Origin of the sequence: Salinibacterium sp. ZJ70 (assembly GCF_011751865.2) — a bacterium.
GTDB lineage: Bacteria > Actinomycetota > Actinomycetes > Actinomycetales > Microbacteriaceae > Homoserinibacter.
The window spans coordinates 1,014,419-1,039,344 of sequence record NZ_CP061770.1; the positions used below are offsets into that span (position 1 = coordinate 1,014,419).

The 24,926-nt window shown below is 69.1% G+C and carries 24 protein-coding genes, 1 tRNA gene and 1 pseudogene; 16 read left to right on the forward strand and 10 right to left on the reverse strand.

All coding sequences use genetic code 11. The annotated features are described in order from the left end of the window. Positions 1-418: 418 nt before the first annotated feature. A complete protein-coding gene (locus HCR12_RS04865) occupies positions 419-2,806 on the forward strand; it encodes an Rne/Rng family ribonuclease (RefSeq protein ID WP_473964514.1) in 2,388 nt (795 codons plus the stop codon). A gap of 84 nt (positions 2,807-2,890) precedes the next feature. After that, entirely contained in the window at positions 2,891-3,391 is a 501-nt protein-coding gene (locus tag HCR12_RS04870; protein WP_166869403.1) for a hypothetical protein, read from the forward strand. On the opposite strand, the gene HCR12_RS04875 is transcribed toward HCR12_RS04870, so the two are convergent. After that, positions 3,388-3,663 carry a DUF4031 domain-containing protein gene (locus HCR12_RS04875; RefSeq protein ID WP_166869402.1) on the reverse strand — a complete coding sequence of 92 codons (276 nt, stop codon included), beginning with the start codon at positions 3,661-3,663 and terminating at the stop codon, positions 3,388-3,390. The two genes, HCR12_RS04870 and HCR12_RS04875, sit on opposite strands and share 4 nt — an antisense overlap. Before the next feature lie 207 nt (positions 3,664-3,870). Here HCR12_RS04875 and rplU point away from each other — a divergent pair, with 207 nt between their 5' ends. The 12 genes from rplU (at position 3,871) to HCR12_RS04935 (ending at position 13,698) form a co-directional block, all read left to right on the forward strand. Further along, positions 3,871-4,179, forward strand: coding sequence for a 50S ribosomal protein L21 (gene rplU, locus HCR12_RS04880; protein WP_166869401.1), 309 nt, complete (start codon positions 3,871-3,873; stop codon positions 4,177-4,179). An 11-nt stretch (positions 4,180-4,190) separates the two neighbouring features. After that, on the forward strand, positions 4,191-4,445 hold the full coding sequence (rpmA, locus tag HCR12_RS04885) for a 50S ribosomal protein L27 (RefSeq protein WP_166869400.1): 255 nt from the start codon (positions 4,191-4,193) through the stop codon (positions 4,443-4,445). Positions 4,446-4,556: 111 nt separating this feature from the next. Further along, a complete protein-coding gene (obgE, locus tag HCR12_RS04890; RefSeq protein WP_166869399.1) occupies positions 4,557-6,089 on the forward strand; it encodes a GTPase ObgE in 1,533 nt (510 codons plus the stop codon). Continuing rightward, complete coding sequence (gene proB / locus HCR12_RS04895) at positions 6,086-6,868, forward strand: glutamate 5-kinase (protein WP_166869398.1); 783 nt, start codon at positions 6,086-6,088, stop codon at positions 6,866-6,868. The genes obgE and proB overlap by 4 nt, the downstream gene beginning before the upstream one ends. Positions 6,869-6,903: 35 nt before the next feature. Further along, positions 6,904-8,190 (forward strand): glutamate-5-semialdehyde dehydrogenase, encoded by a 1,287-nt coding sequence (locus tag HCR12_RS04900; protein ID WP_224763680.1) that lies wholly within the window; start codon positions 6,904-6,906, stop codon positions 8,188-8,190. Positions 8,191-8,243: 53 nt separating this feature from the next. After that, positions 8,244-8,429 (forward strand): hypothetical protein, encoded by a 186-nt coding sequence (locus HCR12_RS04905; RefSeq protein ID WP_166869396.1) that lies wholly within the window; start codon positions 8,244-8,246, stop codon positions 8,427-8,429. A gap of 10 nt (positions 8,430-8,439) precedes the next feature. Continuing rightward, on the forward strand, positions 8,440-9,042 hold the full coding sequence (nadD, locus tag HCR12_RS04910) for a nicotinate-nucleotide adenylyltransferase (protein WP_166869395.1): 603 nt from the start codon (positions 8,440-8,442) through the stop codon (positions 9,040-9,042). After that, on the forward strand, positions 9,039-10,877 hold the full coding sequence (locus tag HCR12_RS04915; protein ID WP_166869394.1) for a hypothetical protein: 1,839 nt from the start codon (positions 9,039-9,041) through the stop codon (positions 10,875-10,877). Before nadD ends, HCR12_RS04915 begins: the two co-directional genes overlap by 4 nt. 22 nt (positions 10,878-10,899) lie before the next feature. Next, positions 10,900-11,283 (forward strand): ribosome silencing factor, encoded by a 384-nt coding sequence (gene rsfS / locus HCR12_RS04920; protein ID WP_166869393.1) that lies wholly within the window; start codon positions 10,900-10,902, stop codon positions 11,281-11,283. A gap of 86 nt (positions 11,284-11,369) precedes the next feature. Continuing rightward, positions 11,370-11,442, forward strand: a tRNA-Ala gene (locus HCR12_RS04925). Positions 11,443-11,591: 149 nt separating this feature from the next. Further along, complete coding sequence (locus tag HCR12_RS04930; RefSeq protein WP_166869392.1) at positions 11,592-12,215, forward strand: phosphoribosyltransferase; 624 nt, start codon at positions 11,592-11,594, stop codon at positions 12,213-12,215. Positions 12,216-12,366: 151 nt separating this feature from the next. Continuing rightward, the gene (locus tag HCR12_RS04935) at positions 12,367-13,698 is read left to right on the forward strand and encodes a putative Ig domain-containing protein (protein ID WP_166869391.1); all 1,332 of its coding nucleotides are present in this window, start codon (positions 12,367-12,369) and stop codon (positions 13,696-13,698) included. A 106-nt stretch (positions 13,699-13,804) separates the two neighbouring features. Here HCR12_RS04935 and HCR12_RS04940 read toward each other — a convergent pair. The 7 genes and pseudogenes from HCR12_RS04940 to HCR12_RS04970 form a co-directional block, all read right to left on the reverse strand. Next, positions 13,805-14,047: pseudogene (locus tag HCR12_RS04940) on the reverse strand (hypothetical protein); the annotation flags it as partial. Between the two features lie 63 nt (positions 14,048-14,110). Beyond that, on the reverse strand, positions 14,111-14,992 hold the full coding sequence (locus HCR12_RS04945; protein ID WP_166869390.1) for a carbohydrate ABC transporter permease: 882 nt from the start codon (positions 14,990-14,992) through the stop codon (positions 14,111-14,113). Positions 14,993-15,003: 11 nt separating this feature from the next. After that, a complete protein-coding gene (locus tag HCR12_RS04950) occupies positions 15,004-15,951 on the reverse strand; it encodes a carbohydrate ABC transporter permease (protein ID WP_166869389.1) in 948 nt (315 codons plus the stop codon). Continuing rightward, positions 15,951-16,844 carry a phosphodiesterase gene (locus HCR12_RS04955; protein WP_166869388.1) on the reverse strand — a complete coding sequence of 298 codons (894 nt, stop codon included), beginning with the start codon at positions 16,842-16,844 and terminating at the stop codon, positions 15,951-15,953. The genes HCR12_RS04950 and HCR12_RS04955 overlap by 1 nt, the downstream gene beginning before the upstream one ends. Before the next feature lie 18 nt (positions 16,845-16,862). Beyond that, entirely contained in the window at positions 16,863-17,612 is a 750-nt protein-coding gene (locus tag HCR12_RS04960) for a tyrosine-protein phosphatase (protein ID WP_166869386.1), read from the reverse strand. Next, positions 17,609-18,952 (reverse strand): extracellular solute-binding protein, encoded by a 1,344-nt coding sequence (locus HCR12_RS04965; protein WP_166869384.1) that lies wholly within the window; start codon positions 18,950-18,952, stop codon positions 17,609-17,611. The genes HCR12_RS04960 and HCR12_RS04965 overlap by 4 nt, the downstream gene beginning before the upstream one ends. Positions 18,953-18,989: 37 nt before the next feature. Next, positions 18,990-20,108: an ABC transporter ATP-binding protein gene (locus HCR12_RS04970; protein WP_166869382.1), complete on the reverse strand. Its 1,119-nt coding sequence runs from the start codon at positions 20,106-20,108 to the stop codon at positions 18,990-18,992. Positions 20,109-20,399: 291 nt separating this feature from the next. Here HCR12_RS04970 and HCR12_RS04975 point away from each other — a divergent pair, with 291 nt between their 5' ends. Then, positions 20,400-22,109, forward strand: a complete 1,710-nt coding sequence (locus tag HCR12_RS04975) for an amidase (protein WP_166869380.1) — start codon at positions 20,400-20,402, stop codon at positions 22,107-22,109. Positions 22,110-22,175: 66 nt separating this feature from the next. Here the strand turns inward: HCR12_RS04975 and HCR12_RS04980 are convergent, their stop codons facing one another. Continuing rightward, positions 22,176-22,508 (reverse strand): TM2 domain-containing protein, encoded by a 333-nt coding sequence (locus HCR12_RS04980; protein ID WP_166869379.1) that lies wholly within the window; start codon positions 22,506-22,508, stop codon positions 22,176-22,178. A gap of 238 nt (positions 22,509-22,746) precedes the next feature. Here HCR12_RS04980 and HCR12_RS04985 point away from each other — a divergent pair, with 238 nt between their 5' ends. Then, positions 22,747-23,127, forward strand: coding sequence for a hypothetical protein (locus tag HCR12_RS04985; protein WP_166869377.1), 381 nt, complete (start codon positions 22,747-22,749; stop codon positions 23,125-23,127). Positions 23,128-23,152: 25 nt separating this feature from the next. Here the strand turns inward: HCR12_RS04985 and HCR12_RS04990 are convergent, their stop codons facing one another. Continuing rightward, a complete protein-coding gene (locus HCR12_RS04990) occupies positions 23,153-24,829 on the reverse strand; it encodes a glycoside hydrolase family 13 protein (protein WP_166869375.1) in 1,677 nt (558 codons plus the stop codon). Positions 24,830-24,926 lie beyond the last annotated feature (97 nt).

Consider the following 24,926-nt stretch of genomic DNA (forward strand, 5'->3'; position numbering starts at 1 on the left):
GCCGGAATCCTCCCACGCCGTAGATAAGTAAATGCCGCAAATCGGATCGCCATGCGATAATCGACGAGGTCGTCTCAAGGCGACCCCACAAGAAGCTTGACCGGGCATACCGGGCCGAAGAGATGCACCACCCGCCGCGTCGGGTATCGCATCCAGATGGATAGCCAGTTCCGTCCGTGCTGTGAGAGAGCCGACGCTGTGAGAGAGCGTGAGCGACCTACCGCGAATCGCGAGGTCGCGAATCAGACCAGGATTAGCGGTCCGCCCCGGCGGAACCGCAGGAGAGTACCCGCAGCAGGCGCGGCCGCTGAGGGTGAGGAGTGCACCAGCGATGGTGAAGAACGATGAATCCCATGACGACCGAAGCTCCGCCGATTCAGCCGATGGCGCAGGCGCTCAGCCTCCGCGGCGGCAGCCGATGCTGAAGCTCCCCAAGCGCGGGCGCCTGCGCAAGAAGGCCGTGGCTGAGCAGCCCGAGGTCCTCGAGTCGGCGGCCGCAGAGCAGCCGGTCGAGGCGCCTGACGCCGAGCCCGACGAGACCCCCGCGGAGACCGCTCAGGTCTCTGAGCATGCTGAGACGACCGCCGAGCAGGCGAGCGAGACCTCGGATGCCGACACCTCGGACAGCGACACCTCGGACAGCGAGGAGGCCGCCCCCGCGACCTCGACGCCGTCGTCTCCGTTCGCCCTGATCTTCCAGGCGCCGCCACCCCCGCCCCCCGGGGTCGGCGTCCCGGTCATCCCGAGCGATGCCGACGCCGAAGCAGCCGGTTCCCCGCGGCGCCGCAACCGCCGCCGTGCGGGAGAGGCCCCGCGTGAGGGTGACGACGCCCCGAACGTCGTCACGAAGGTCCGCCAGCCGCGCAAGCAGCCGGAGCCCATCACCGAACCCCAGAAGGTCAAGGGTTCGACGCGACTCGAAGCCAAGAAGCAGCGCCGCCGCGATGGCCGCGACGCCGGCCGTCGCCGCCCCGTGATCACCGAGGCCGAGTTCCTCGCGCGCCGCGAGAGCGTCGACCGCGTCATGGTCGTGCGCAGCAAGTTCGGCCGCATCCAGATCGGCGTTCTCGAAGACGGGGTCCTCGTCGAGCACTACGTCGCGCGCGCCGCGGATGCGAGCCTCATCGGCAACGTCTACCTCGGTCGCGTGCAGAACGTGCTGCCGAGCATGGAGGCCGCGTTCGTCGACATCGGTCGCGGCCGCAACGCCGTGCTCTACTCGGGCGAGGTCGACTGGGAGGCCGCCGCGGCGAACGCCGAAGGCGACGCCAAGAACCAGCCCCGCCGCATCGAGCTCGCGCTCAAGCCCGGCGATCGCGTGCTCGTGCAGGTCACGAAGGACCCGGTCGGACACAAGGGTGCCCGCCTCACGAGCCAGATCAGCCTGCCCGGCCGCTACCTCGTGTACGTGCCCGGCGGCTCGATGAACGGCATCAGCCGCAAGCTCCCCGACACCGAGCGTGCGCGCCTCAAGAAGATCCTCAAGGAGGTGCTCCCGGATGATGCGGGCGTCATCGTGCGCACCGCGGCCGAAGGCGCCACCGAGGAGCAGCTGACGCTCGACGTGCAGCGCCTCACGGCGCAGTGGGCCGAGATCGAGCGCGCCGTCGAGACGCAGCAGGCCCCGGCCATGCTGCACTCGGAGCCCGACCTGCTCGTCAAGATCATCCGCGATGTCTTCAACGAGGACTTCCAGAAGCTCGTCATCGCGGGCGACGACGCGCAGGCGACGATCGAGCGCTACCTCGCAGCGGTCGCCCCCGACCTGCTCGACCGCGTCGAGCGCTACGAGGGCGACGTCGACAGCTTCGACCGGTACCGCATCTCGGAGCAGATCGAGAAGGCGCTCGAGCGCAAGGTGTGGCTGCCCTCCGGCGGCTCGCTCGTCATCGACCGCACCGAGGCGATGACCGTCGTCGACGTCAACACGGGCAAGTTCGTCGGATCCGGCGGAAACCTCGAGGAGACGGTCACCAAGAACAACCTGGAGGCGGCCGAGGAGATCGTCCGCCAGCTGCGTCTGCGTGACATCGGCGGCATCATCGTCGTCGACTTCATCGACATGGTGCTCGAGTCGAACCGCGACCTCGTGCTGCGTCGTCTCGTCGAGTGCCTGTCGCGCGACCGCACGAAGCACCAGGTGGCCGAGGTCACCTCGCTCGGACTCGTGCAGATGACCCGCAAGAAGCTCGGTCTCGGCCTGCTCGAGTCGTTCAGCGAGAACTGCGAGCACTGCGCCGGTCGCGGCATCATCGTCCACCACGACCCGGTGTTCAAGCACCGCGGCCAGCAGCAGGAGCAGCAGTCGAGCTCGGCGCGCGGCCGCCGCGGTCGCGGAGGCAACGGCGAGGGCGGCAACGGCGGCAAGGGCGGTAACGGCAACGGAGGCGGCGGCAACGCCGCGCAGACGCCCGCGAAGCCGAGCGTCACGGGCACGCACGAGATCACCGATGACGTGAAGAACGCGCTCGCGAAGATCGCGTCCTCGACCGTGCACCATGAGGTGTCGACTGACGACGTGGCCGACGTGCTCGTGGGTGGTGTCCCCGAGGCCTCGGCTCCCGAGTCCACCGAGGCGCCGTCGGCGGAGGTCGGGGCCGAGCAGGTGGTCGAGATCCTCGACATCCCGATCGCCCCCGTCCGCGAGAAGAAGCGTCCCGTGGCCGACGCGGAGGCGGTGCTGGGCTCCGTGCTCGACGCGCTTCCCGAGCCCGCCGCGCCCGGCAAGGGCCGTTCGCGTCGTTCGCGTCGCGCGTCGTCGGCGGCCGGTGCGCCGACGACGGCCACGGAGCAGCCCTCGGAGTAGCTCGAACAGACCGATCGACAGCGCCGTTCCCTGGTGGGACGGCGCTGTCGGCGTCTAGGGTGGAGGAAATCTCAGCCTTGAGCAATGGGGGTCGACGTGACCGATGAGCGCGAGACGACGACGGCGAGTGCCGCGCGCGACCCCCTTCCGGCGGTCATCATCGCCGCCGCGGTGTTCGGCTGGATGATCATCAGCCACCTCGTGAGCCTGGTCGGCTGGGTTCCGGGCTCCGGGGCCGACGTCGGCATGATGAGCCACTTCGGCCGGCAGGTCATGCTCGAGTCGCTGCCGTTCGCGGCGGGGGTCTTCCTCGTGCTCTGGCTGCTGCCCGTGCGATCCGGTGACCGACTGCTTCTCGTGCTCGCGAAGGGGCTGCTTGCGGCCGCGGCGGGCGCGACTCTCGCGGCGGTGGCCGGGCTGGCGTTCGCGGGCATCCAGGCGGGCCTCGGCTGGCTGCGTGACCTGCAGCACCTGAGTCCGATGAGGCTGCCCGCCGATATCGCCAGCGTGACGTTCGCGGCGGCCCCGCTCGTCATCCTCGCCGCGCTCCTCGTGCACCTCGTGCGGCGCGGAGAGCGCTTCTAGCGCTTCGGGCTCTTGTCCTTCTGGCGCACGCGCAGCCCTGCCTGCTGCAGGCGCCCCAGCAGCTCGCGCGCACTCACGGGTTCGGCTCCGAGAGCGACGAGCTGTTCGTAGCGCTCGAGTGGGTAGTCGTAGTGGTCGTGGTCGAAGCCGCGCTCGGGGATGCCGGCGAGGCGCGCGAACGCGTGCAGCTCGTCCAGGGAGGCGTCGGAGACGAGGTGCCCCCAGAGTGTTCCGTGGTTCGGCCAGACCGCCTCATCGATCAGCACCGCCATGGTTCGATGGTAGGACGCGGGGGAGCGGCGCGCCGGGCGCCGACCGCGTTTGCCGGATCGTGATCCGTCGGCTATTCTTGACCCTTGGTGTCTCACTCTGCGCGTCCCCGTAAGGGAGGCCGCCCGATCCCCCATGGGGTCGACGAGACATCCGCGTCCTGGCTTCGCCGCCGGACTCAGACTTCCATTCATACGTAAGGACATCCCGTGGTTTACGCAGTTGTGCGCGCCGGTGGTCGGCAGGAGAAGGTCGAGGTGGGCACGATCGTCGTGCTCGATCGCCAGAAGGCCGAACTCGGCGGAAAGATCGAGCTCACCCCCGTTCTCTACGTCGACGGTGACACGATCACGCACGACGAGAAGGCCCTCGCCAAGGTCAAGGTGACCGCCGAGGTCATCGGCCACGAGCGTGGCAAGAAGATCGTCATCCAGAAGTTCAAGAACAAGACCGGGTACAAGAAGCGTCAGGGCTTCCGCGCTGACCTCACCCGTGTCAAGATCACCGGCATCAAGTAAGGGGCTGAGCAATGGCACATAAGAAGGGCGCATCGTCCACCCGCAACGGTCGTGACTCGAACCCCCAGTACCTCGGCGTCAAGCGCTTCGGCGGCCAGGTCGTCAAGGCCGGCGAGATCATCGTCCGCCAGCGTGGCACCCACTTCCACCCCGGCGTGAACGTCGGCCGTGGCAACGACGACACCCTGTTCGCCCTCGCGGCGGGCTCGGTTGAGTTCGGCAAGAAGGGCGGCCGTCGGGTCGTCAACATCGTCGTCCCGGCGTAATCGCCCGGAGACAGACTTCGCGAAGGGCGGGCTGCGGCTCGCCCTTCGTCGTATTCCGGGGCGGTTTCATCCGCCCGCCGCACCATCAGCACACACAGGAAGGAGCAGACCATGGCGACATTCGTCGACCGCGTCACGCTCCACCTGCGTGCCGGGAACGGCGGCCACGGCTGCGTCTCGGTGCGCCGCGAGAAGTTCAAGCCGCTTGCCGGCCCCGACGGCGGAAACGGCGGCCACGGTGGTGACATCGTCCTCGTCGCCGACCCACAGGTGACCACGCTCCTCAACTACCACCGCTCGCCCCACCGCACGAGCGGCAACGGCGGACCCGGCATGGGCGACATGCGCGCCGGCTACCACGGCGAGGAGCTCATCCTGCCCGTCCCCGTGGGCACGGTCGTCTCGACCACCGACGGCGAGGTGCTCGTCGATCTCGTCGAGCCCGGCATGCGCTACGTCGCCGCCGAAGGCGGACAGGGCGGACTCGGCAACGCGGCGCTCTCCACCACCAAGCGCAAGGCTCCCGGTTTCGCGCTGCTCGGCACCCACGGCACCGAAGCCGACGTGTTGCTGGAGCTCAAGACGGTGGCCGACATCGCGCTCGTGGGCTACCCGAGTGCGGGCAAGTCGAGCCTCATCGCCGCACTCTCGGCCGCGAAGCCGAAGATCGCCGACTACCCCTTCACGACGCTCCACCCCAACCTCGGCGTCGTCGAGGCAGGCGAGGTGCGCTACACGATCGCCGACGTCCCCGGCCTCATCGAGGGCGCGAGCGAGGGCAAGGGACTCGGCCTCGAGTTCCTGCGCCACGTCGAGCGCTGCAGCGCGCTGCTGCACGTGCTCGACTGCGGCACCCTCGAGCCCGGCCGTGACCCGCTCACCGATCTCGACGTGATCCTCGCCGAGCTCGCCGCCTACCCGGTGCCCGAGGGGCAGACGCCGCTGCTCGAGCGTCCGCAGATCGTGGCCCTCAACAAGATCGACGTACCCGACGGCCGCGAGCTCGCCGACTTCGTGCGTCCTGCTCTCGAAGAGCGCGGCTATCGCGTGTTCGAGGTCTCTGCGGTCAGCCACGAGGGTCTGCGTCAGCTGTCGTTCGCCCTCGCCGAGCTCGTCGAAGCCGATCGCAAGGTGCGCGCCGACGCGCCGACGCCCGAGCGCATCGTCATCCGCCCGAAGGCGGTCAACGCCGCGGAGTTCACGGTGAAGCTCGTCGGCGGCACCGAGCCCGAGTACCACGTCATCGGCACGAAGCCGGAGCGCTGGATCCAGCAGACCGACTTCACCAATGACGAAGCCGTCGGCTTCCTCGCCGACCGGCTCGCGAAGCTCGGCGTCGAAGACGAGCTCTTCGCGCAGGGTGCTGTGCCCGGCTCGACGGTCGTCATCGGCAACATGGTGTTCGACTGGGAGCCGACGCTCACCTCCGCAGCGGAGCTCATCACGAGCCCGCGCGGCACGGATTCGCGTCTCGACGACAACGGCCGGTCCACCCGCGCCGAGCGCCGTCGCGACTATCACGAGCGCATGGACGCCAAGGCCGCCGCGCGCGCCGAGCTCGAAGCAGAGCGCCAGGCGGGCCTGTGGGCGGATGCCACAGAAGACAGCGACGCCGAGGTGATCTCGGGAGAGGACGGCCGATGAGCCTGCGGGCCGCGGTGACCGATGCCAAGCGCATCGTCGTGAAGGTCGGGTCGAGTTCCATCTCGGGCCCGAACGTCGGACAGATCGAGCCGCTCGTCGACGCCCTCGTGGCTGCCTACGAGCGCGGCGCCGAAGTCATCCTCGTGTCGTCCGGCGCTATCGCGACCGGCATGCCGTACCTCAAGCTCGACAGCCGCCCCACCGACCTCGCCACCCAGCAGGCGGCGGCTGCTGTGGGCCAGAACGTGCTCATCTACCGCTATCAGGAGTCGCTGCGCCGCTACGGGATCGTCGCGGGCCAGGTGCTGCTGACGGCGGGAGACCTCGAGAACCCCACATCGCGCTCCAACGCGCAGCGCGCCATGGAGCGTCTGCTCGGCCTGCGCATCCTGCCGATCGTGAACGAGAACGACACGGTCGCAACCCACGAGATCCGCTTCGGTGACAACGACCGGCTCGCGGCTCTCGTCTCGCAGCTCATCGCCGCCGACCTTCTCGTTCTGCTGTCGGATGTCGACGCTCTGTACACGAAGCCGCCGCACCTTCCGGGTGCCGAGCGGATCGATGAGGTGCCCTTCGACGACGACCTCGGCTCGGTCGAGATCGGCGACATCGGCTCCGCGGGCGTCGGCACCGGGGGAGCGGGCACCAAGATCGCAGCGGCGAAGCTCGCCGCATCGACGGGCACCGCCGTTCTGCTCGCGTCGACCGCGAATGTCGCAGAGGCCCTGTCGGGCGAGCCCACGGGCACCTGGTTCCACGCGCGCCCGCGCGACTGACCTCTCGGCGCTGTCGGAGCGCCTCGACGCCACCTGTGCTCGATAGACTCGTCGGCATGTCGAACGCCGTCACCGCCCCTCTTCTCGACGACAAGCTGCGCGCCGCGCGCACTGCCTCGATCGCGCTCGCTCAGGCGTCGACGTCGCAGAAGAACGCCGGGCTCGAAGCGATCGCGAAGGCTGTCGAGTCGGCGGCGGAGCGGATCCTCCCGGCGAACGAGCTCGACCTCGCCAACGGTCGCGAGAACGGCATGAGCGAGGGCCTGCAGGATCGTCTGCGCCTCACCGAGGAGCGGCTTGCGGGGCTCGCGGCCGCCACACGCGACGTCATCGCGCTTCCGGATCCGGTGGGCGGCGTCGTGCGCGGATCGACCCTCCCCAACGGCCTTCAGCTCACGCAGGTGCGTGTGCCGTTCGGCGTCGTCGGCGCGATCTACGAAGCCCGCCCGAACGTCACGATCGACATCGCCGCTCTCGCCCTCAAGTCGGGCAATGCCGCGGTGCTGCGCGGCGGCTCAGCGGCCGAGAACACCAACCGCGTGCTCGTCGCGCTCATCCAGGAGGCGCTCGGCTCCGTCGGTCTGCCGACCGACGCCGTGCAGACGATCGACGAGTTCGGACGCGAAGGCGCCACCCAGCTCATGCAGGCGCGCGGCTTCGTCGACGTGCTCATCCCGCGCGGCTCCGCGCAGCTGATCGACACCGTCGTGCGCGAATCGAAGGTGCCCGTGATCGAGACCGGTGCGGGCGTCGTCCACCTCTTCCTCGACAAGACAGCCGACGAGGCGATGGCGACCGAGATCGCCGTCAACTCGAAGGTGCAGCGCCCGAGCGTCTGCAACGCCCTCGAGACGCTGCTCGTCGACTCCGCCGCCGCCGAGCGTCTCCTCCCCGGGGTGCTCGGCGCTCTCGCCGACAAGGGTGTGACGGTGCACGGCGACGATCGCACGCGCGAGCTGTTCCCCGCAGCCGTCCCCGCGACCGAGGAGGACTACGCCACCGAGTACGGCAGCCTCGACGTCACCGTCAAGGTCGTCGACGGTCTCGATGAGGCGCTCGACCACATCCGCACCTACTCCACACACCACACCGAGTCGATCGTCACGAGCGACATGTCGGCCGCGAACCGCTTCCTCGCCGAGGTCGACTCTGCCGTCGTGATGGTCAACGCCTCCACGCGCTTCACCGACGGCGGCGAGTTCGGCTTCGGCGCCGAGGTGGGCATCTCCACCCAGAAGCTGCACGCGCGCGGCCCCATGGGACTGCCTGAGCTCACGAGCACGAAGTGGATCGTGCGCGGCGAGGGCCAGGTGCGCGGCTGAGCGCCGATATCCCGTCTAGAATTGACCCGACGTACATCCGAAACGAGGACGACATGCTGCCCACCCTTCTGGTCGAAGCCGAGCACGAGCTCGCTCCGATGATCGCCGAGCCCTGGGTATTCGCGGTGATCGCGACTGCCTTCTTCGCGCTCATCGGCTTCGTCACGTGGAGCTACCGCGACGTCGCCAACCGCCACTCCGACAAGGTCGTCGACGACGCAGGACACGGCCACCACTAGGCCCGCCGCGATGAGCGTGGGCACCGAGCGCCGACCGCGCATCGGCGTGATGGGCGGGACGTTCGATCCCATCCATCACGGGCACCTGGTCGCTGCGAGCGAGGTGCAGCAGATGTTCGACCTGGACGAAGTGGTCTTCGTCCCCACGGGTCAGCCGTGGATGAAGTCGGATGTGAGCCCCGCGGAGCACCGTTACCTGATGACGGTGGTGGCGACGGCGTCGAACCCGCGCTTCACCGTGAGTCGCGTCGATATCGACCGGCGCGGCGCGACGTTCACGATCGACACGCTCCGCGATCTGCGGGCTCAGCGCCCCGACGCCGAGCTGTTCTTCATCACGGGAGCGGACGCGATCGCGCAGATTCTGCAGTGGAAGGACGTCGAGGAGCTCTGGGAACTCGCGCATTTCGTAGCAGTTTCACGGCCAGGACACGCCTTGGACATTCGCGGATTGCCCGAGGCTGGCGTAAGCTCGCTCGAAGTGCCCGCCCTGGCGATCTCCTCAACGGAGTGCCGTGAGCGAGTCGGCCGGGGTTTCCCGGTGTGGTACTTGGTCCCCGATGGTGTTGTGCAGTACATCTCCAAGCACCACCTCTATCGGAGTTCTACATGACTTTTTCACAGGATCCGCCGCAGTCGCGGCGCGCGATCCGCGAGCGCGAAGCTGAGGCTGCCCGCGCCGCGTCGTCGCGCGAGCCTGTGACGAACTCTGACGAGAATCCGACCACCGAGTCCTCGTCGCAGCCGGTCGCGCAGTCGTCGGTCGGCCCGGAGCCGCTCACCTATGTGACGCAGAGCCGCGCACCGCTTCCGCAGTACGACACCCCCGTGGCCCAGCCCCTCACGCCGCCGTCGAGCGCCCCCGTGACGCAGGCGGACGCGCCCTACCGCTACCGCGACTTCAGCCCGGAGGGCGCAGCCCGCCCCGGTGCCTGGCGGCAGGAGCAGGGCGAGCCCGCGGATCTCGACTACCGCACGCAGGGTCGCGCGGATGTGCCCGTGCCGACGAGCGAGCCGGTTGCTTCCGAGCCGGCCTCGGAGTCGCCGGTGAGCAGCGGCCCCGTCTACACGACGCCGCCCGTGAGCAGCGGCCCCGTCTACACGACGCCGCCCGTGAGCAGCGAAGGCGCCTACACGACGCCGCCGGTGAGCGCGCATCCCGAGGCCACGATGACGCGGCGCGAGCTTCGCGCACTGCGAGAAGCTCAGGATCGCGAAGCAGCGGAGGCGAACGCCTCGCAGCAGCCGGTGTCTGCCTCGGCCGCGCCTGTTCCGCCCGCGGAGCCTGCCGCATCGGCTCAGCCGGTGGTGTCTGAGCATCCCGTGCACTCCGAGCATCCCGTGCACTCGGAGCAGCCCGTGCATTCGGAGCAGCCGGTGCATTCGGAGCAGCCGGCGCATTCGGCTCAGCCCGCGTATTCGGCTCCGCCCGTGGCTGCCGAGCAGCCCACTCCGCCGCCGCTCATCGAGCCGGAAGCTCCGGAATCCGATGCGCTGGCGAGCTTCGAAGCGCTGTTCCGTTCCACGGCAGAGCCGCAGGCCCCTTCCAGCGAGCCCGTAGAGCAGTCGACACCGCCCGCCCCGGTCGAGCCTGAGGCGTCTGTGCTCCCGGCCCCGAGCTTCGGAGATTTCACCCGCGATCTGCGTTCTCCATCGCCCGCTGATCAGGCCACCGTTGCGCCGCCGAGCTTCCCGTTCGCTCCGGGCACAGAGCCTGCGCCGGCGTTCCCGATGCCGATCATCTCGGCGGGCCCGTTCACGTCGCCGATCAGCGTTCCCGATGTGATGCAGCCGCCGTCGACATCCCCTGCGGAGGAGGCGACTCCCGCCCCCGTGCAGCCGAGTGCGGCCCCCGTGCAGCCGAGTGCCGCTCCCGCGTTCCCGCAGAGCGTTCCGCTCGCGCCCGCCGAGCAGCAGGCTCACCCCGCGGAGCCGACCACGGCGTCCCAGCCTCCCGTCGCCGAACGTCCCCGCAACCACTGGTCGCGGCAGTCGGAGATCGACGAGAGCTCGCCGGAGCTGGGCTCGGTGAGCACGCGCAGCGTGGGCGCTGTGCCCACGACGTCGAACGCGCTCGTTCTGCCCGAGATCCCCAACCACGACGTGCTCACCTCGACGATCGGGGGAACGGGCGAGGTCATGGTGACCGGCTCGATCTCGCTGCCGTCGAGCCTGTCGTCGACGGGCGCGCTACCCGCGCAGCTTGACGAGTCCGACCTCGATGGCATGCTCGAACCGGGCGACCGTCAGGTTGCGTCCACCGACTCGCAGCCGGTCCGCGCCATCCGGGCCGTGAGCACGCACACCTCGTCGCGTGACCTCATCGGCACCGTCAATCCCAAGCGCGGCAATCGCGCGCTCACCGCGCTCATCATCTCGGCAGCCGGCATGGCCGTCGTGGTGGTGGCGCTCCTGGTCGTCGCCCTCACGCAGGGTGTGCTCGGCTAGTGACTCGAAGGAATCCCCACCTGTGACTGCTTCCGATCGCACACGTGAACTCGTGCAGATCGCGGCTCGTGCCGCCGACTCGAAGAAGGCCCAGGACATCGTCGCTCTCGACGTGTCCGGCCCGATGCCCCTGACCGACGCCTTCCTCCTCGCCTCCGCCGACAACGAGCGCAATGTCAACGCGATCGGCAGCGCGATCGAGGAGGCGATGCTCGAGCAGGGCGTCAAGGTGCTGCGCCGCGAGGGCCGCACCGAGGGCCGCTGGGTCCTCATCGACTTCGGTGACCTCGTGGTGCATGTGTTCCACGAGGAGGAGCGCCTGTACTACTCGCTCGAGCGTCTGTGGAAGGACTGCCCGACGATCCCGTTCGAGCTCGAATCGGTCGAGGCCGTTTCGGGCGAATGACGCGATCCGGGGTGGATGTGTCATTTGCCGCCCCGGATGTGTTGTATTCTGGATGAGTTGCCGCCGCAAGGGGGCAGCGAAACCACGGGTCTGTGGCGCAGCTGGTAGCGCACCTGCATGGCATGCAGGGGGTCAGGGGTTCGAGTCCCCTCAGATCCACTCGTGAAGGAGTCCGCAAGGGCTCCTTTCGTGTTTTCCGGGTGGGTGCGCGCGATCATCGTGACGTCTTCGCCCCCTGCCTCTTCGCAGACGTCAACCGGTGCGCGGTGTTCCGGCGCGGCTCGCAGACTGTGTGCGGAGGACGACGCATGCAGTTCACGAATCGGGTCGACGCGGGCGAGCGTCTGGCGCGCGAGCTGGAGCGGTTCGGCGCGGCTGACGCCGTCGTGCTCGGCATTCCGCGCGGGGGTGTGCCGGTCGCCGCGGTCGTGGCCGAGAAGCTGAACCTGCCGCTCGATGTGGTGGTGGTGCGCAAGCTCGGTCTGCCGTTCGACCCGGAGGTGGCGATGGGGGCGATCGGTGAGGGCGGGGCGCGTGTGCTCGATGAGCACCTCGCGTCACGAGCGGGAGTGTCGGCGGAGGGCGTCGCAGGCGTCGAGGATCGGGAGCGCCGCACCCTCGATGAGCGCGTCGACAGACTGCGACGCGGTGGGGCCTCCTCCGATCTCGACGGCCGCACGGCGATCGTCGTCGACGACGGCCTCGCCACCGGAGCGACGATGCAGGCCGCGTGCCTGGCGGCGCGCGCACGAGGTGCCGCCCGAGTGGTCGCCGCAGTGCCGGTCGCCGCGGCCGACGCGATGCGCCGCATCACCGCGGCGGATGAGGTGGTGGCGGTGCTGCAGCCCCGCGACTTCTGGGCTGTGGGCGCGCACTACATCGACTTCCGGCAGACGAGCGACGAGGAGGTCGAGCGGCTGCTGGCCACCTGATCGTCCGCATCCGCGTTGAGATCGTCCCCGTCGGCACCCGGGCCATCTGCCGCGAGGTTTCAGAGACGGCCCCCGAACGTGGGGTGCGAATCGGCGGATGCGTCAACTTCTGACCGATAGCCTCGGGTTCGGACAACAGGGGGAGACCGTTTTGGCGCGACGCGCACGGCAGATCATGGCGACCGCAGCGGCAGCTGCACTCGTGGCGATCGGGGTGACGACCGGGGCGACCAGCGCCCATGCGGTCACCGACGACGGCTTCGTCAGCGTGAGCAGCAGATCGAATTCGGTCACGGTTCGCCCCGACGGTGCGTACGCCTACGTCAGCGATTTCATCGCCAGGAATCTGATCGTCATCGACACGGATACGCGCGCGTCGACCATCATCGACATGCCGCACGGATGGCAGCCTCGCATGATGGCGTTCGCTCCCAACGGCACTGATCTCTGGGTTGCCACCACTCGAGGGCTGCTCATCGTCGACACCACCACGAACACGGTCGGTGACCACCTCTCTGCCGTCGACAGCTACGAGCTGGAATTCTCCGCCGACGGTGCGAGGGCGTATGTGCTGACTTCGAACGGCGTCGTCCAGGTGTACGACGTGGCCACCCGTTCGCTCCTCACCGAGATCGACCTGCCGGGGGAGCCAGCGAACTTGGCGGTCTCTCGGGACGAGACACGCATCTACGTGGCAGATGTGAGCGTCCAGGAAGTCGCTGAATACGATCTGGCTGGCACGCGCCTGCGTGCGCACACCTTCTCGTATCCGATGCGGCTTGCCTGGAACGCCGACCAGTCGACCCTGTTCGTGGAAGCGACGAACTCGCAGATCGCGGCGATCGGCATCGCCGACTGGAGCGTCGTCGGTCCGATCCCTCTCAGCAGGGCGCTCGGTGCCGTCATTCTCAGCCCGGACGGATCAGAGCTGATTCTGGGCAGCCGCACCGCCGGCCAGCTGGAGTTCCGCGATCCCCTCACTCTCGAGGTGAGGCAGACTCTCGACCTCGGCGTCAGCGCCGACAGCATCTCCTTCTTCGACAACGGAGCCCGTGCGGCGGCGCTCGACATCGACACGGCTCGGCTGCACTTTCTGGCGTTCGGCGAACTCCCCACCGTCACCGCGACCGTCCCCGCCACGGCTGCCAGCGGCACGCCGTTCTCGGGAAGAATCGCCGCCGAGGGCGACCCCGTTCCGGTGATCTCCGTCTCGGCAGGTGCGCTGCCCGCGGGCATCGTGCTGAACGCGACGACGGGAGCGTTGTCCGGCACCCCCACGAAGCCGGGCGTCCACGCCTTCACGATCACCGCCACCAACCGCTACGGATCGGCGAGCGTCGACCTGACCATCGAGGTCACGGGCGCCGAGCTGGCGGCGACGGGGACGGATGCAGCGCTGCCGTTGGCGTCGGCGCTGGCGCTCATCGGCGCGGGCGCGGTGCTCCTTCTCCGCCGACGGGCGGCAGGGCGCAGCGCATCCTGAAGCCGCGGGGGCTCCCCGTGTGCGTGTCGGTCCGCGCCGACTGAGCGGGCGGCGATCAGTCGAGCGTGCAGCGATAGCGGCACCGGTCAGGCCACCGCGAGTCGCAGCGGGCGACATCCGCCATCGTCTCGCCCCTCGGGGCGCCGTAGCCGAAGGAGCGGGTAGCCGTCGATGACCTGCTCGGGTGACCCCCGGCTCACGCCGAGCTGCGGTCGCCCGCCCGAGATCAGGGCGACGCGGGGTCGATGGACTGCAGGAGCACATCCGATGCGGTGCGCGCCTGCGAACCGGGGGAGTTCGATCGATGGCCGAACGACAGGAATCCGATGCTCGTGCGCGACGTGCTCATGATGCTCTCCACTGCGCCCGCCCCGAGGGCATCCCCGGGGCGGGCGCTGCAGAGATCCGGGGCTCACTTGAGGCCGGAGCGCACGAACCCGTCCACGATGCGGCGCTGCAGCACCAGGTAGAGCGCGAACACGGGCAGGCACGCGAGACCGCTCGCGGCCATGATGGCGCCCCAGTTGTTGCCTTCCGCACCGAGGAACGAGCGGATCCCCACCTGCACCACGCTCGGATCCTGCTGCATCACGATCAGCGGCCAGGTGTAGTCGTTCCACGCGGAGATGAACAGGACGACCGCGAGGGAGGCGAGGGCGGGCCGCAGATTCGGGACGACCACGAGCCAGAGCGTCGCCCAGCTGCCGCGGCCGTCGATCGACGCCGCATCGATGAGCTCCCGCGGGATGGCGCGCACATGCTGGCGCAGCATGATGACGGCGAACGCCGAGCAGAGGTTGGGCACGATCACGCCGGCGATCGTGTTGAGGAGTCCGAGCTGCGACACGAGGACGTAATTGGGGATCATCGTCACCTGGAAGGGCACGAGCCACGACGACACGAACAGCAGATAGAGCAGCTTCTTGCCGCGGAACTCGTACAGCGCGAACGCGTACGCGGCGAACAGCGCGACCAGCAGCTGGGCGACTGTCATCGCGAGGGCCATGATCGTGGTGTCGAGCATCATCTCGGCCATGGGGATCGTCGCGAAGACGTAGGCGAAGTTGTCGAGGGTGAAGCCCGCAGTGCCGCCGCCGGCCACGCTCGACGGACTGAACGCGGTGATCGCGAGCGACATCAGCGGGGCGACGGCAGCCAGCGACAACGCGATCATGACCGCGTGGGCGGGGCCCGAGCGCACCAGGAATCGGGCCGCTCGCACGATCCCGCGAGGCGGGGCGACGACGGCGACGGGGATGGTCGAGCGCTCGGGGGCGTCGAGAACGAAAGTCATGGCGTCACGTCCTAGTCGTCGAAGAAGCTGAGTCGCTCGGTGAGCTCGACGAACGCCCACGCGATGAGGAGGAACACGACGAAGAACAGCACGCCGGCGGCGGCGGCGATCCCGGCGTCGAAGTTCTGGAACCCGAACACGAAGAGAAGGTGGTACACGTTCGTCGACGACGAACCCGGTCCGCCGCCGGTGAGCAGGTCGATCAGCGGGAACGACCACTGGGCGACCAGCAGCACGGCCATGAGTCCGAGGAACGCCAGCGTGGGGGAGAGCAGCGGCACGATGATCGACCACGTGATGCGGCGCTCGCTCGCGCCGTCGACGGAGGCGGCGTCGGCGTAGGTGCGGTCGATGCCCGCGTAGCCCGCGTTCACCATGAGCACACCGAAGCCGATCATCTGCCATCCCAGGATGACGACGATCGCCCACAGCGACAGATCCGGGTTCCGGAAGACGTTGCCCAGCTCGAGCCCGATCGACTCCGCCCACGCGCTGACAGCGCCCGTGTCCTCGGCGAACAGCCAGCGCCAGATGGCGCCGGTGGCGACAGGCGTCACCAGGTACGGCAGGAATACAAGGGCCTGGTACGCGTTCGACACGCGTGTGCTCAGCCGCCTCACGACGAGCACCGCCATGAGCGGCAGGAGGACGAGGAACACGAGGCCCGCGAGGATGTAGAGGCCGGTGTTGACTAGCGCCTGCTGCATCTCGGGAAGAGCCAGCACGTCGACGTAGTTCCCCCATCCCACGAACTCCCGGGGCGACGTCGGGAGCATGTTCCAGTCGAAGAACGACAGAGCGACCGTCTGCCCGAGCGGGGCGAACACCCAGATGGTGACGAGCGCGACCGCGGGCAGCACGTACAGGTAGGGCGACAGGAGACGCCGAACAGGGGGCCGAGGCGGGCGCGGTGCGGAGGCGTCAGCGATCTCGTCGCGGGCGATGACAGGAGTGAGCATCAGCTGTCGAGCAGACCGGTGTCGAGCGGCTGTCCGGTGCGGAGCGCGTCGACCCAGCTGCGCATGGTCGACGCGGGGATCTCATACATCGTCTCGCCGGCGATCATCGAGATGTCGGAGTGGACGATCCGGTCGGGGTGCACGTGCACGAGCGCGGCGCCCTGGCCCGAGTTCTGGGCACGGGTGTCGCCTGCCGGAACCACGAGGTCCTGGGTGTAGCAGGTTGCCGCGGCGACCGACACGGGCACTCCCGCGAACGTGGAGTGTGTGGGGTAGTGGAAGTGCCCTGCGAGGATGCCGCGCACATCGGTGCCGCGGATGACTTCCTCGAGCCTGAACGCGTCGTGCAGATCGACCATCTGCAGAAGCGGGAGAGTGGTCGGCACGGGCGGATGGTGGAGCGCGAGGATGGTGCCGTGCGGAGCGCGGGTCGCGAGCACACCACGCAGCCAGTCGAGCTGCTCCGCGTCGATCTCGCCGTGGTGCGAGCCGGGCACCGTGGAATCGAGCGCGACGATGCGGAGGCCGCCGACGTCGTGGACGCGGTCGATGGGGCTGGTGCCGGCAGGCTCGTCGAGAAGGTGGACGCGGAACACTTCGCGGTCATCGTGGTTGCCCATCACCCACACGATGGGGGAAGCCTGTTCCGCGGCGAACGGCTCGATGAGCTCGCGCAGTCGCTCGTAGGCGTCGGGTGCGCCATGGTCGGCGAGGTCGCCGGTGAGCACGATCGCATCCAGACGCGTTCCCGCTGTGCGCAGACGCTCGAGCAGCGATGCGAGGTGCTCATCCGAGTCGACGGCTCCGTAGAGGGGGCGGCGATTCTCGACGAGGTGCGTGTCGCTCAGGTGGAGCAGCGTGTGCGTCGGGGGCGGGTACTGTCCGATGTTCATGGTTCTCCCGTTCGGGGTTCAGCGGTGGGGTGTGACGAGGCGCGAGGAGAGTGCCGATAGATCGTGATCGGTGAGTCCGTGAGCGCGGAGGTAGCGTTCGGCGCCTCCGTGGCGGGTGTCGAGATGGTCGAGAGCGGCGGCCAGAACATGGGCGGGGCTGCCGTTGAGGATCTCGACGAGGGCGGGTGCCAGCTCGGCTGCCACACCCATGCGCGCCAGGTAGCGGTCGGTCCACGCCCCGACGAGATTCTCGTGGGTGCGGGTGTAGTCCTCGATCACGTCGTCGCGACCCACGCCGAGGGTGAGCAGGATGAGCGCGACGACGACGCCCGTGCGGTCCTTGCCTGCTGTGCAGTGCACGAGGGTGCCGCCGTCGTGGTGGGCGACCGAGCGCACCGCCGCAGCCAGGGTGGGGCCGTGCTCGTCCAGCAGGCGTTCGTAGAGCACAGACAGCCGGATGTCGGGGTCATGGACGTCGTCGGGTGCCAGAAGCGAGATGGCATGCGCGTGACGGCGGATGCCGGGGATGGCGTACCCGCGCGTGGCCGTCTCGAGCTCGGAGCGCAGGTCGACCGCTGCGGTGATGCCGAGAGCCCGGAGAGCGGCGATCCCGAGGTGTTCGAGGCTGTCGGGGGAGTCAGCGCGGTACAGCACACCGGCGCGCACGGTGCCCCCCGTGCACGCCCATCCGCTCACCGCGCGGAGGTTGACGAGCCCCGGGGCGGGGATGCGCACGGCATCCCCGCCCCGGGTGCGGAGGTCGGTCACTTCAGCAGGTCCTGAGCGCGCTTCTGCGCGTCGGCGAGCGTCGTGGTCGCGTCGGCGCCGTAGTAGGCGACCTGCTCCACTGCGTCCATGATGATCGTCGAGATCTGGACGTAGTTCTTGCTGGGGTAGGAGACCCACGGCTCGATGCGCTCGAGCTGCTCGAGGTTGGGGGTGAGCAGGTCGGCCTGTGCGGCAGCCCAGTCAGCGAGCGGGGCGCCGGCCTCGGTCATCGTGGTGCGCAGAGGCAGGTAGCCGAGGGGCGTGATCGTCTCGTAGGCGGTCGGGGAGGTCATGAACTTCACGAACTCCCACGCCGCGGCCTGGGTGTCGGCGTCCTGCGAGAAGATCGACAGCATCGAGCCGGACGACACCGGCACGACGTCGTTGCCCTCGAACGACGGCATCGGGGCTGCTTTGAGCGTCCATCCGCCCGCGGCGGCGCCTCCCTGGAATGCGCGCTGCATGGAGGCGGAGTTGATGTGCATCGCGGTCTGTCCCGCCGCGAACGCCTCGTACTGGCCCGTGAAGTCCGCGTTCTGGAGGAGACCGTCCTGGAACAGCTCCTGCATGAGCGCAATCGGGGCGGCGGCGTCGGCCTCGCCCGCCAGGATCTCCGTGCGGTCGTCGCTGAGAACCTGCCCGCCAGCGGAGCGCACCATCGACTGGTAGCACCATTCGCCGACCGGGTCGAGGCACGAGTTCGACAGAGACGGGCGGCCGCTCGCGGCCGTGAGCGCTTCCGCGGCCGCACGCACTCCGTCCCATGTGCTCAGGTCGGCGTCGGCGATGCCGGCGGCTTCGAAGGCTGTGGCGTTGTAGTACAGGATCGGCGTGGAGAGCACGTAGGGGATGCCGTAGATCGTGCCGTCGACCTCGCCGAATCCGCGCACGTTCTCGTGCATCGGGTAGTCGCCGCCGAAGTGCTCTTCGATGGCCGCGTCGCCGACGAGGGCCTCGAGGGACTGGGCGCGCAGGTCGGATACCGCGTAGCCGAGCGTGTCGAAGGTGAGCTGCACGACGTCGGGCGGATCGCCCGCGAGGAGCTGGCGCTGCACGCTTCCCGCGGTGCCGCCCGCGGCGGTCGAGTCGCCGGCAGCCTGGGCCGTCACGGTCACGTTGGGGTACTTCTCTTCGAACTTGGCGATGAGGGAGCGGATGGGCTCGTCCCAGGTGGCGTTGCCGAGGTTGTAGCTCTCGAAGACGATCTCGTACGACTTCTCGGGGTCGAACGTGACGCTTCCGCTGGCCTGCTCGGCGGGCGAGGTGGCGCAGCCGGTGAGGCCGAGTGCGGCGATGGTTCCGAGGGCGGTGAGCCCGAGGGCGCGCGAACGCGTGGTCATGGTGTCGCTTTCTCTGTGATGAGGGTGGATCGGATGGTCAGACAGGGGCTGAGATCGCGTGGGGGTGGGGCGAGTTCGACTGGGGCACCCAGTCGAGGCGGCGCCCTGAGGCGCGATCGAAGAGGTGGAGGTGCTCGATGGGGGCGCCTGCGCGCAGCGCGTCGCCGGTCTGGATCGCGGTGTCGGGGCTGGCGCGCAGAACGATCTTCTGGGTGTCGAGACTCGCGAAGATGAGCGTCTCGTGTCCGAGGTTCTCGATGTTGTCGACGGTGAGATCGAGCTGCACGGCTCCGCGCCCGTCGAGCTCGAGGTGCTCGGGCCGGATGCCGAGCACTGCATCGATGTCGGCCGTTTCGCCGGGCCACAGCACACCGTCGAAGCCGTCGCCCAGGATCGCGACGTGGCCCGCCTCCGACGTGATGCGCACATCGAGCAGGTTCATCGGCGGGCTGCCGAGGAACCCGGCGACGAAGGTGGATGCGGGGCGGGCGTACACATCCAGCGGCGCGCCGACCTGCTCGAGTCGTCCGCCGTTGAGGACGGCGATCTTGGTGGCCATCGTCATCGCTTCGACCTGGTCGTGGGTGACGTACACGAAGGTGGCGCCCAGCTGCTGGTGCAGGGTGACGAGCTCGTGGCGGGTGGCGGTGCGCAGCTTGGCGTCGAGGTTGGACAGCGGCTCGTCCATGAGGAACGCCTTCGGGTGGCGCACGAGCGCGCGCCCGACGGCGACGCGCTGACGCTGGCCCCCACTGAGCTCCTTCGGCTTGCGGTCGAGCAGGTGGTCGATCTCGAGGATCCGGGCCACCTCCGCGACGCGGTCGCGGATTTCGGCCGTGGGGCGGCGCCGTGCTCGCAGCGGGAACGCGAGGTTGCTGCGCACGCTCAGATGCGGATAGAGCGCGTAGCTCTGGAAGACCATCGCGAGGTCCCGGTCGCGCGCGTGCTCAGCTGAGACGTCCACTCCGTCGACGATGAACCGGCCTTCGGAGGTGGGAAGCAGACCTGCGAGCATGCGGAGCAGGGTGGACTTTCCGCATCCGCTCGGGCCGAGAAGGACGAGGAAGTCGCCGTCGTCGATGCTGAGGCTGATGTCGTCGACCGCGACGGTCGTGCCGAAGCGTCGCGTGACGCGCTCGACCTGAATGCTGCCCATGGCCACTCCTTGCAGTTCTCTTGCATGCGCTGCTGGTGCGCTGCATGAGGATTACAAGCGAGGAAGGCGACCTGATGGCGGAGCGCTGGTGAACGCGCCGTGAACTCCCGACTTCCGTCTGATGTCAGCCATGTCGGGGTCGTCGGCGACGGCGCGTTCGCGAGGGCCCAGCTCACGGAGCTTCGAGCGGATGAGGGCGGAGGTCGTACCCACCTCGGGCGCGATCATGCGGCACAGGATGCGACCTGCAGGTGACTGCTCATCTGCGTGCGGATGCGTCATGATGACGACATGACTTTCGATGTGGTCGAAGCGTCGATCGCGCAGCTGCGCGAAGCGCTCGAATCGGGGCAGGTCACCGCCGTCGAGCTTCTCGACGCGTATCTCGCGCGGATCGCCGCGTACGACGAGGCGGGGCCGCGGCTCAACTCGGTCGTCGTCCTCAACCCGGATGCGCGGGACGAAGCGCGGGCATCGGATGAGCGACGGGCGCGCGGCGAGGTGCTCGGCCCGCTCGACGGCATCCCCTACACCGCGAAGGACAGCTACCTCGTGACGGGCCTCACGGCGGCCTCGGGCAGCCCGGCGTTCGCCGAGCTGGTGGCCCAGCGCGACGCATTCACGATCGAGCGGCTGCGGGCGGCGGGTGCCATCTGCCTCGGCAAGACCAACATGCCGCCCATGGCCAACGGCGGGACGCAGCGCGGCCTCTACGGGCGCGCCCAGAGTCCGTACAACCCCGCGTATCTCCCTGCGCCGTACCTCTCGGGTTCGTCGAACGGATCCGGAACCGCGACCACCGCGAGCTTCGCCGCCTTCGGGCTGGCGGAGGAGACCTGGTCGAGCGGCCGGGGACCTGCGACGAACTCGGGGCTGTGCGCCTACACGCCCTCACGCGGCGTCATCTCGGTGCGCGGCAACTGGCCGCTGGTTCCCACGATGGATGTCGTCGTGCCTCACACACGCACGATGGCCGACCTGCTCGAGGTGCTCGATGTGATCGTCGCCGACGATCACGAGCACCGCGGCGACTTCTGGCGCGCGCAGCCATGGGTGTCGATCCCGCAGAGCTCCGAGGTGCGGCCGCTGTCGTACCCCGCGCTGCTCCCGGACGACCGCGCCGATGTGCTGCGCGACCTCGCGGGGCGGCGCTTCGGCGTGCCGCGCATGTACCTGGGCGAGGATCCGGAAGCCGGCACGGGCGAGTCGCTCGGCGGCCCGCTCGGGCAGCGCATCGAGCCGCGGCAGGGAGTGCTCGCGCGGTGGGACGACGCACGGCGCGCGCTGGAGGCAGCTGGCGCGGTGGTCGTCGAGGTGGACTTCCCGGTGGTCTCGAACTACGAGGGGGATCGCGCGGGCGCGCCCACGATCCGCACACGCGGGCTCGTGTCACCCGAGTTCCTGGATCGCGAGATGCTCGATCTCTCGGCGTGGGCGTGGGATGACTTCCTCGACGCCAACGGCGATCCGGCCCTCTCGCGCCTTGCCGAGGTCGATGGCGCGCTCATCTTCCCCCACGAGCCGGGCACGCTGCCGCTGCGCGACACGGGATCCGACGACGACATCGCGGCCTACCCGGCGTGGGCCGCCGAGCATCCTGATGCGACGCTCGACGACATCCCCGAGCTCGAAGCGGGGCTTCGGGGCCTCGAGGAGACGCGACGCATCGACCTCGAGGAGTGGATGGATGCGCACCGCCTCGACGCCGTGATCTTCCCGGCGGTGGCGGATGTCGGCGCCGGCGACATGGACGTGAACCCCGAGACCGCGGACGCGGGGTGGCGCAACGGCGTGTGGGTTGCGAACGGCAACCTCGCGATCCGGCACCTCGGCATCCCCACGGTGACGGTGCCGATGGGGCTCATGAACGACATCCAGATGCCCATCGGGCTCACCTTCGCGGGTCGCGCGTATGACGACACGGAGCTGCTGCGATTCGCGGCGGCATTCGAAGCACTGGGGGAGTGGCGCGTGCCTCCGCCTCTCACGCCTCCGCTCTGAGACGCCGCGCACACGACGAACGGCCCGCCGCGAGAGCGACGGGCCGTTCGTGAAGCGGGATCGAGATCAGAACGACTCGAGGCTGGCAGCGGCACCGGCGCCGCTGATCGCACCGCTCACGGCCGACAGCGCGACGAGCACGAGCGTCACGATGATCGCGACCTTCTTGTTCTCGGCATAGCCGGCGAGGGCGTTGCCCGCCTTGTCGCGCGTAGCGCCCATGAGCACCAAGATGAGGTCGATGAGCGTCCAGACGCCGAGGCCGCCGAAGGTCACGAGCTTGAGAACGCCGGTTCCCACCTTGCCGAGGTAGAAGCGGTCGATTCCGAGCGTTCCGAGGAGGAGCGCGAGGATCCAGGTGACGACGAACGACTTCGAGCCGGTTGCGGCATTGGTCATGTTGGGGCCTTTCGGGCGAGCGCCGCCGAGGCGGCGCGGATCGGGTGGTCAGTGCCGCGGATGCGAACCACCGTGTCGCTCGCGGCACGCATCCTGTGGGGGTGCGTGCACCTTTCTATCAGCAGTGGACGGTGTCCATGAAAAGAGTGGTCACCGTCTACCCACGTTCGGGGGCAATCCCGCAGTGGCGGGGCAGAACGGCCGTTTGCCACCTGCCGAGCTCTGCCACGATGAGCGGATGAGCCCGATCTCCGAGCAGTCCGCAACCGCCGCCTCTGTCGCAGCAGTCGCAGCCACGGGCCGCGGCAACGGCTACGCGCTCGCGGCACTGCTGTGCAGTGTCGCGGCCTTCGTGCTCGCCGGACCGATCGCGGTCGTCGCGTGGCCGCTCATGGCCGCATCGATAACGTGCATCGTGCTGGCGAAGCGGAACGGCGCGACCCACCGCTGGATGACGACTCTCGCGATCGTGCTGCTCGCCGTGGGTGCGCTCGTGTCGCTCGTGATGCCGCTGCTGACCGTGCTCGTCGCGATCCTGATGCTGGGCGAGGCGTCGTTCGACGGTGTGCCCAGCGTGTTCTGGTACTACTGGAGCGGCGAGTACCTCTTCGCCGGCTGATCCGGGCGGAGATGCGCCGCGGCGATCAGCCGCGCAGCCAGACGCCCGTCTCGGGCGGCAGCGCCCCCTTCGTCACCGGCCCGCTCGCCACGATCACGTCGCCCATCGGCAGAGCGACAGGCTCCGTGCCGAAGTTCACCACCACCACGACATCGCCGTTGCGGAACGCTACGACGTCGGTGCCCGCATCGATCCACTCGAGGGCACCCGCGCCGAGCTCGAACTCGCGTCGCGCGCCCAAGAGAGCGCGGTACAGCTCGAGCGTCGAGGTGGGGTCGCCCACCTGGCGGTCGCGGGCGAGCTCACCCCAGACCTCCGGCTGCGGCAGCCAGGTGCGACCCGTCGGCGAGAAGCCATATGCGGGAGCATCCGCCTCCCACGGGAGCGGCACGCGGCATCCGTCGCGCCCGTAGCGCTCGCCGTTCGTGCGGAACCAGGTGGGATCCTGACGTGCCTCGTCGGGAAGATCGATCGCCTCGGGCAGACCCAGCTCTTCGCCCTGGAAGAGGTAGGCGGAGCCGGGGAGCGCGAGCATGAGGGTGGTCGCGGCACGCGCCCGACGCAGGCCAGTGGCGGGGTCCGGGTGCGGATCGCGGGGCCCGACGCCTTCGCCCTGGGGGTTGTCGAAGCCGAGCGCGAGACGCGTCGCGTGGCGCACGACGTCGTGGTTGGAGAGCACCCACGTCGCGGGAGCGCCGACGCCGCCGAATGCGCGCAGCGACTCGGTGATGATGCCGCGGATCTCCTCGGCATCCCACCCGGCCAGCAGGTACGGGAAGTTGAAGGCCTGGTGCAGCTCGTCGGGTCGCACCCAGGCGGCCGTCTCCTCGGCGGTGGGGAGCCATGCCTCGGCGGCGAGCACACGGTCGCCCGCGTAGCTCTCGGCGAGGCGACGCCACTCGCGGTTGATCTGGTGCACAGGCTCCTGGCCCCAGTACGGCGCGATCGACTCGTCGCCGCCCATGCTCCCGGATTCGACAGGCGGGGTGTAGTCGGGGAGCCCGTCGGCCTTGATCATGCCGTGCGCGACGTCGATGCGGAAGCCGTCGGCGCCGCGGTCGAGCCAGAAGCGCAGCACGCTCTCGAACTCGGCGCGCACCTCGGGGTTGGTCCAGTCGAAGTCGGGCTGGCTCGAGTCGAACAGGTGCAGGTACCACTGGCCCGGGTTGCCGTCGGCCTCGATGACGCGCGTCCACGCGGGGCCGCCGAAGACCGACTCCCAGTTGTTGGGCGGGAGCTCGCCGTGCTCGCCGCGGCCGTCGCGGAACAGGTAGCGAGAGCGGGCCGCGGAGCCGGGGGCGGAGGCGAGGGCCTCCTGGAACCAGACGTGCTGGTCGGAGGAGTGGTTGGGCACGATGTCGACGATCACGCGGATGCCGAGGTCGTGGGCGCGCTCGAGCATCGCATCGAAGTCGTCGAGGGTGCCGAAGAGCGGGTCGACGTCGCGGTAATCGGCGACGTCGTAGCCGGCGTCCTTCTGCGGCGACACCATGAACGGCGACAGCCAGATCGCATCGGCACCGAGCTGTGCGACCGAGTCGAGGCGGGACGTGATGCCCGCGAGATCGCCGATGCCGTCGCCGTTCGCATCCGCGAAGGACCGCGGATAGATCTGGTAGATCACGGCGGTGCGCCACCATTCGCTGCCAGCGCTGGCGTTCGTGTCGGTGTCGGGGCGGACGTTGCCCTCGGTCGCAGTCATGCACAGCACCCTAATCGCAAGCGTTTCCAATACGCCATCTCCTCAGGTGATTCGGAGCGATCTCCGACCGCATCCGAATCGTTACTTGCGCGGGGGT

Bases quoted from the DNA above. Each gene is read 5' to 3' on its own strand.
- HCR12_RS04865 (WP_473964514.1), top strand. From the start codon at position 419: ATGCTGAAGCTCCCCAAGCGCGGGCGCCTGCGCAAGAAGGCCGTGGCT.
- HCR12_RS04870 (WP_166869403.1), top strand. From the start codon at position 2,891: ATGGGGGTCGACGTGACCGATGAGCGCGAGACGACGACGGCGAGTGCC.
- HCR12_RS04875 (WP_166869402.1), bottom strand. From the start codon at position 3,663: ATGGCGGTGCTGATCGATGAGGCGGTCTGGCCGAACCACGGAACACTC.
- rpmA (WP_166869400.1), top strand. From the start codon at position 4,191: ATGGCACATAAGAAGGGCGCATCGTCCACCCGCAACGGTCGTGACTCG.
- obgE (WP_166869399.1), top strand. From the start codon at position 4,557: ATGGCGACATTCGTCGACCGCGTCACGCTCCACCTGCGTGCCGGGAAC.
- proB (WP_166869398.1), top strand. From the start codon at position 6,086: ATGAGCCTGCGGGCCGCGGTGACCGATGCCAAGCGCATCGTCGTGAAG.
- HCR12_RS04905 (WP_166869396.1), top strand. From the start codon at position 8,244: ATGCTGCCCACCCTTCTGGTCGAAGCCGAGCACGAGCTCGCTCCGATG.
- nadD (WP_166869395.1), top strand. From the start codon at position 8,440: ATGAGCGTGGGCACCGAGCGCCGACCGCGCATCGGCGTGATGGGCGGG.
- HCR12_RS04915 (WP_166869394.1), top strand. From the start codon at position 9,039: ATGACTTTTTCACAGGATCCGCCGCAGTCGCGGCGCGCGATCCGCGAG.
- HCR12_RS04930 (WP_166869392.1), top strand. From the start codon at position 11,592: ATGCAGTTCACGAATCGGGTCGACGCGGGCGAGCGTCTGGCGCGCGAG.
- HCR12_RS04945 (WP_166869390.1), bottom strand. From the start codon at position 14,992: ATGACTTTCGTTCTCGACGCCCCCGAGCGCTCGACCATCCCCGTCGCC.
- HCR12_RS04950 (WP_166869389.1), bottom strand. From the start codon at position 15,951: ATGCTCACTCCTGTCATCGCCCGCGACGAGATCGCTGACGCCTCCGCA.
- HCR12_RS04955 (WP_166869388.1), bottom strand. From the start codon at position 16,844: ATGAACATCGGACAGTACCCGCCCCCGACGCACACGCTGCTCCACCTG.
- HCR12_RS04965 (WP_166869384.1), bottom strand. From the start codon at position 18,952: ATGACCACGCGTTCGCGCGCCCTCGGGCTCACCGCCCTCGGAACCATC.
- HCR12_RS04970 (WP_166869382.1), bottom strand. From the start codon at position 20,108: ATGGGCAGCATTCAGGTCGAGCGCGTCACGCGACGCTTCGGCACGACC.
- HCR12_RS04975 (WP_166869380.1), top strand. From the start codon at position 20,400: ATGACTTTCGATGTGGTCGAAGCGTCGATCGCGCAGCTGCGCGAAGCG.
- HCR12_RS04980 (WP_166869379.1), bottom strand. From the start codon at position 22,508: ATGACCAATGCCGCAACCGGCTCGAAGTCGTTCGTCGTCACCTGGATC.
- HCR12_RS04985 (WP_166869377.1), top strand. From the start codon at position 22,747: ATGAGCCCGATCTCCGAGCAGTCCGCAACCGCCGCCTCTGTCGCAGCA.
- HCR12_RS04990 (WP_166869375.1), bottom strand. From the start codon at position 24,829: ATGACTGCGACCGAGGGCAACGTCCGCCCCGACACCGACACGAACGCC.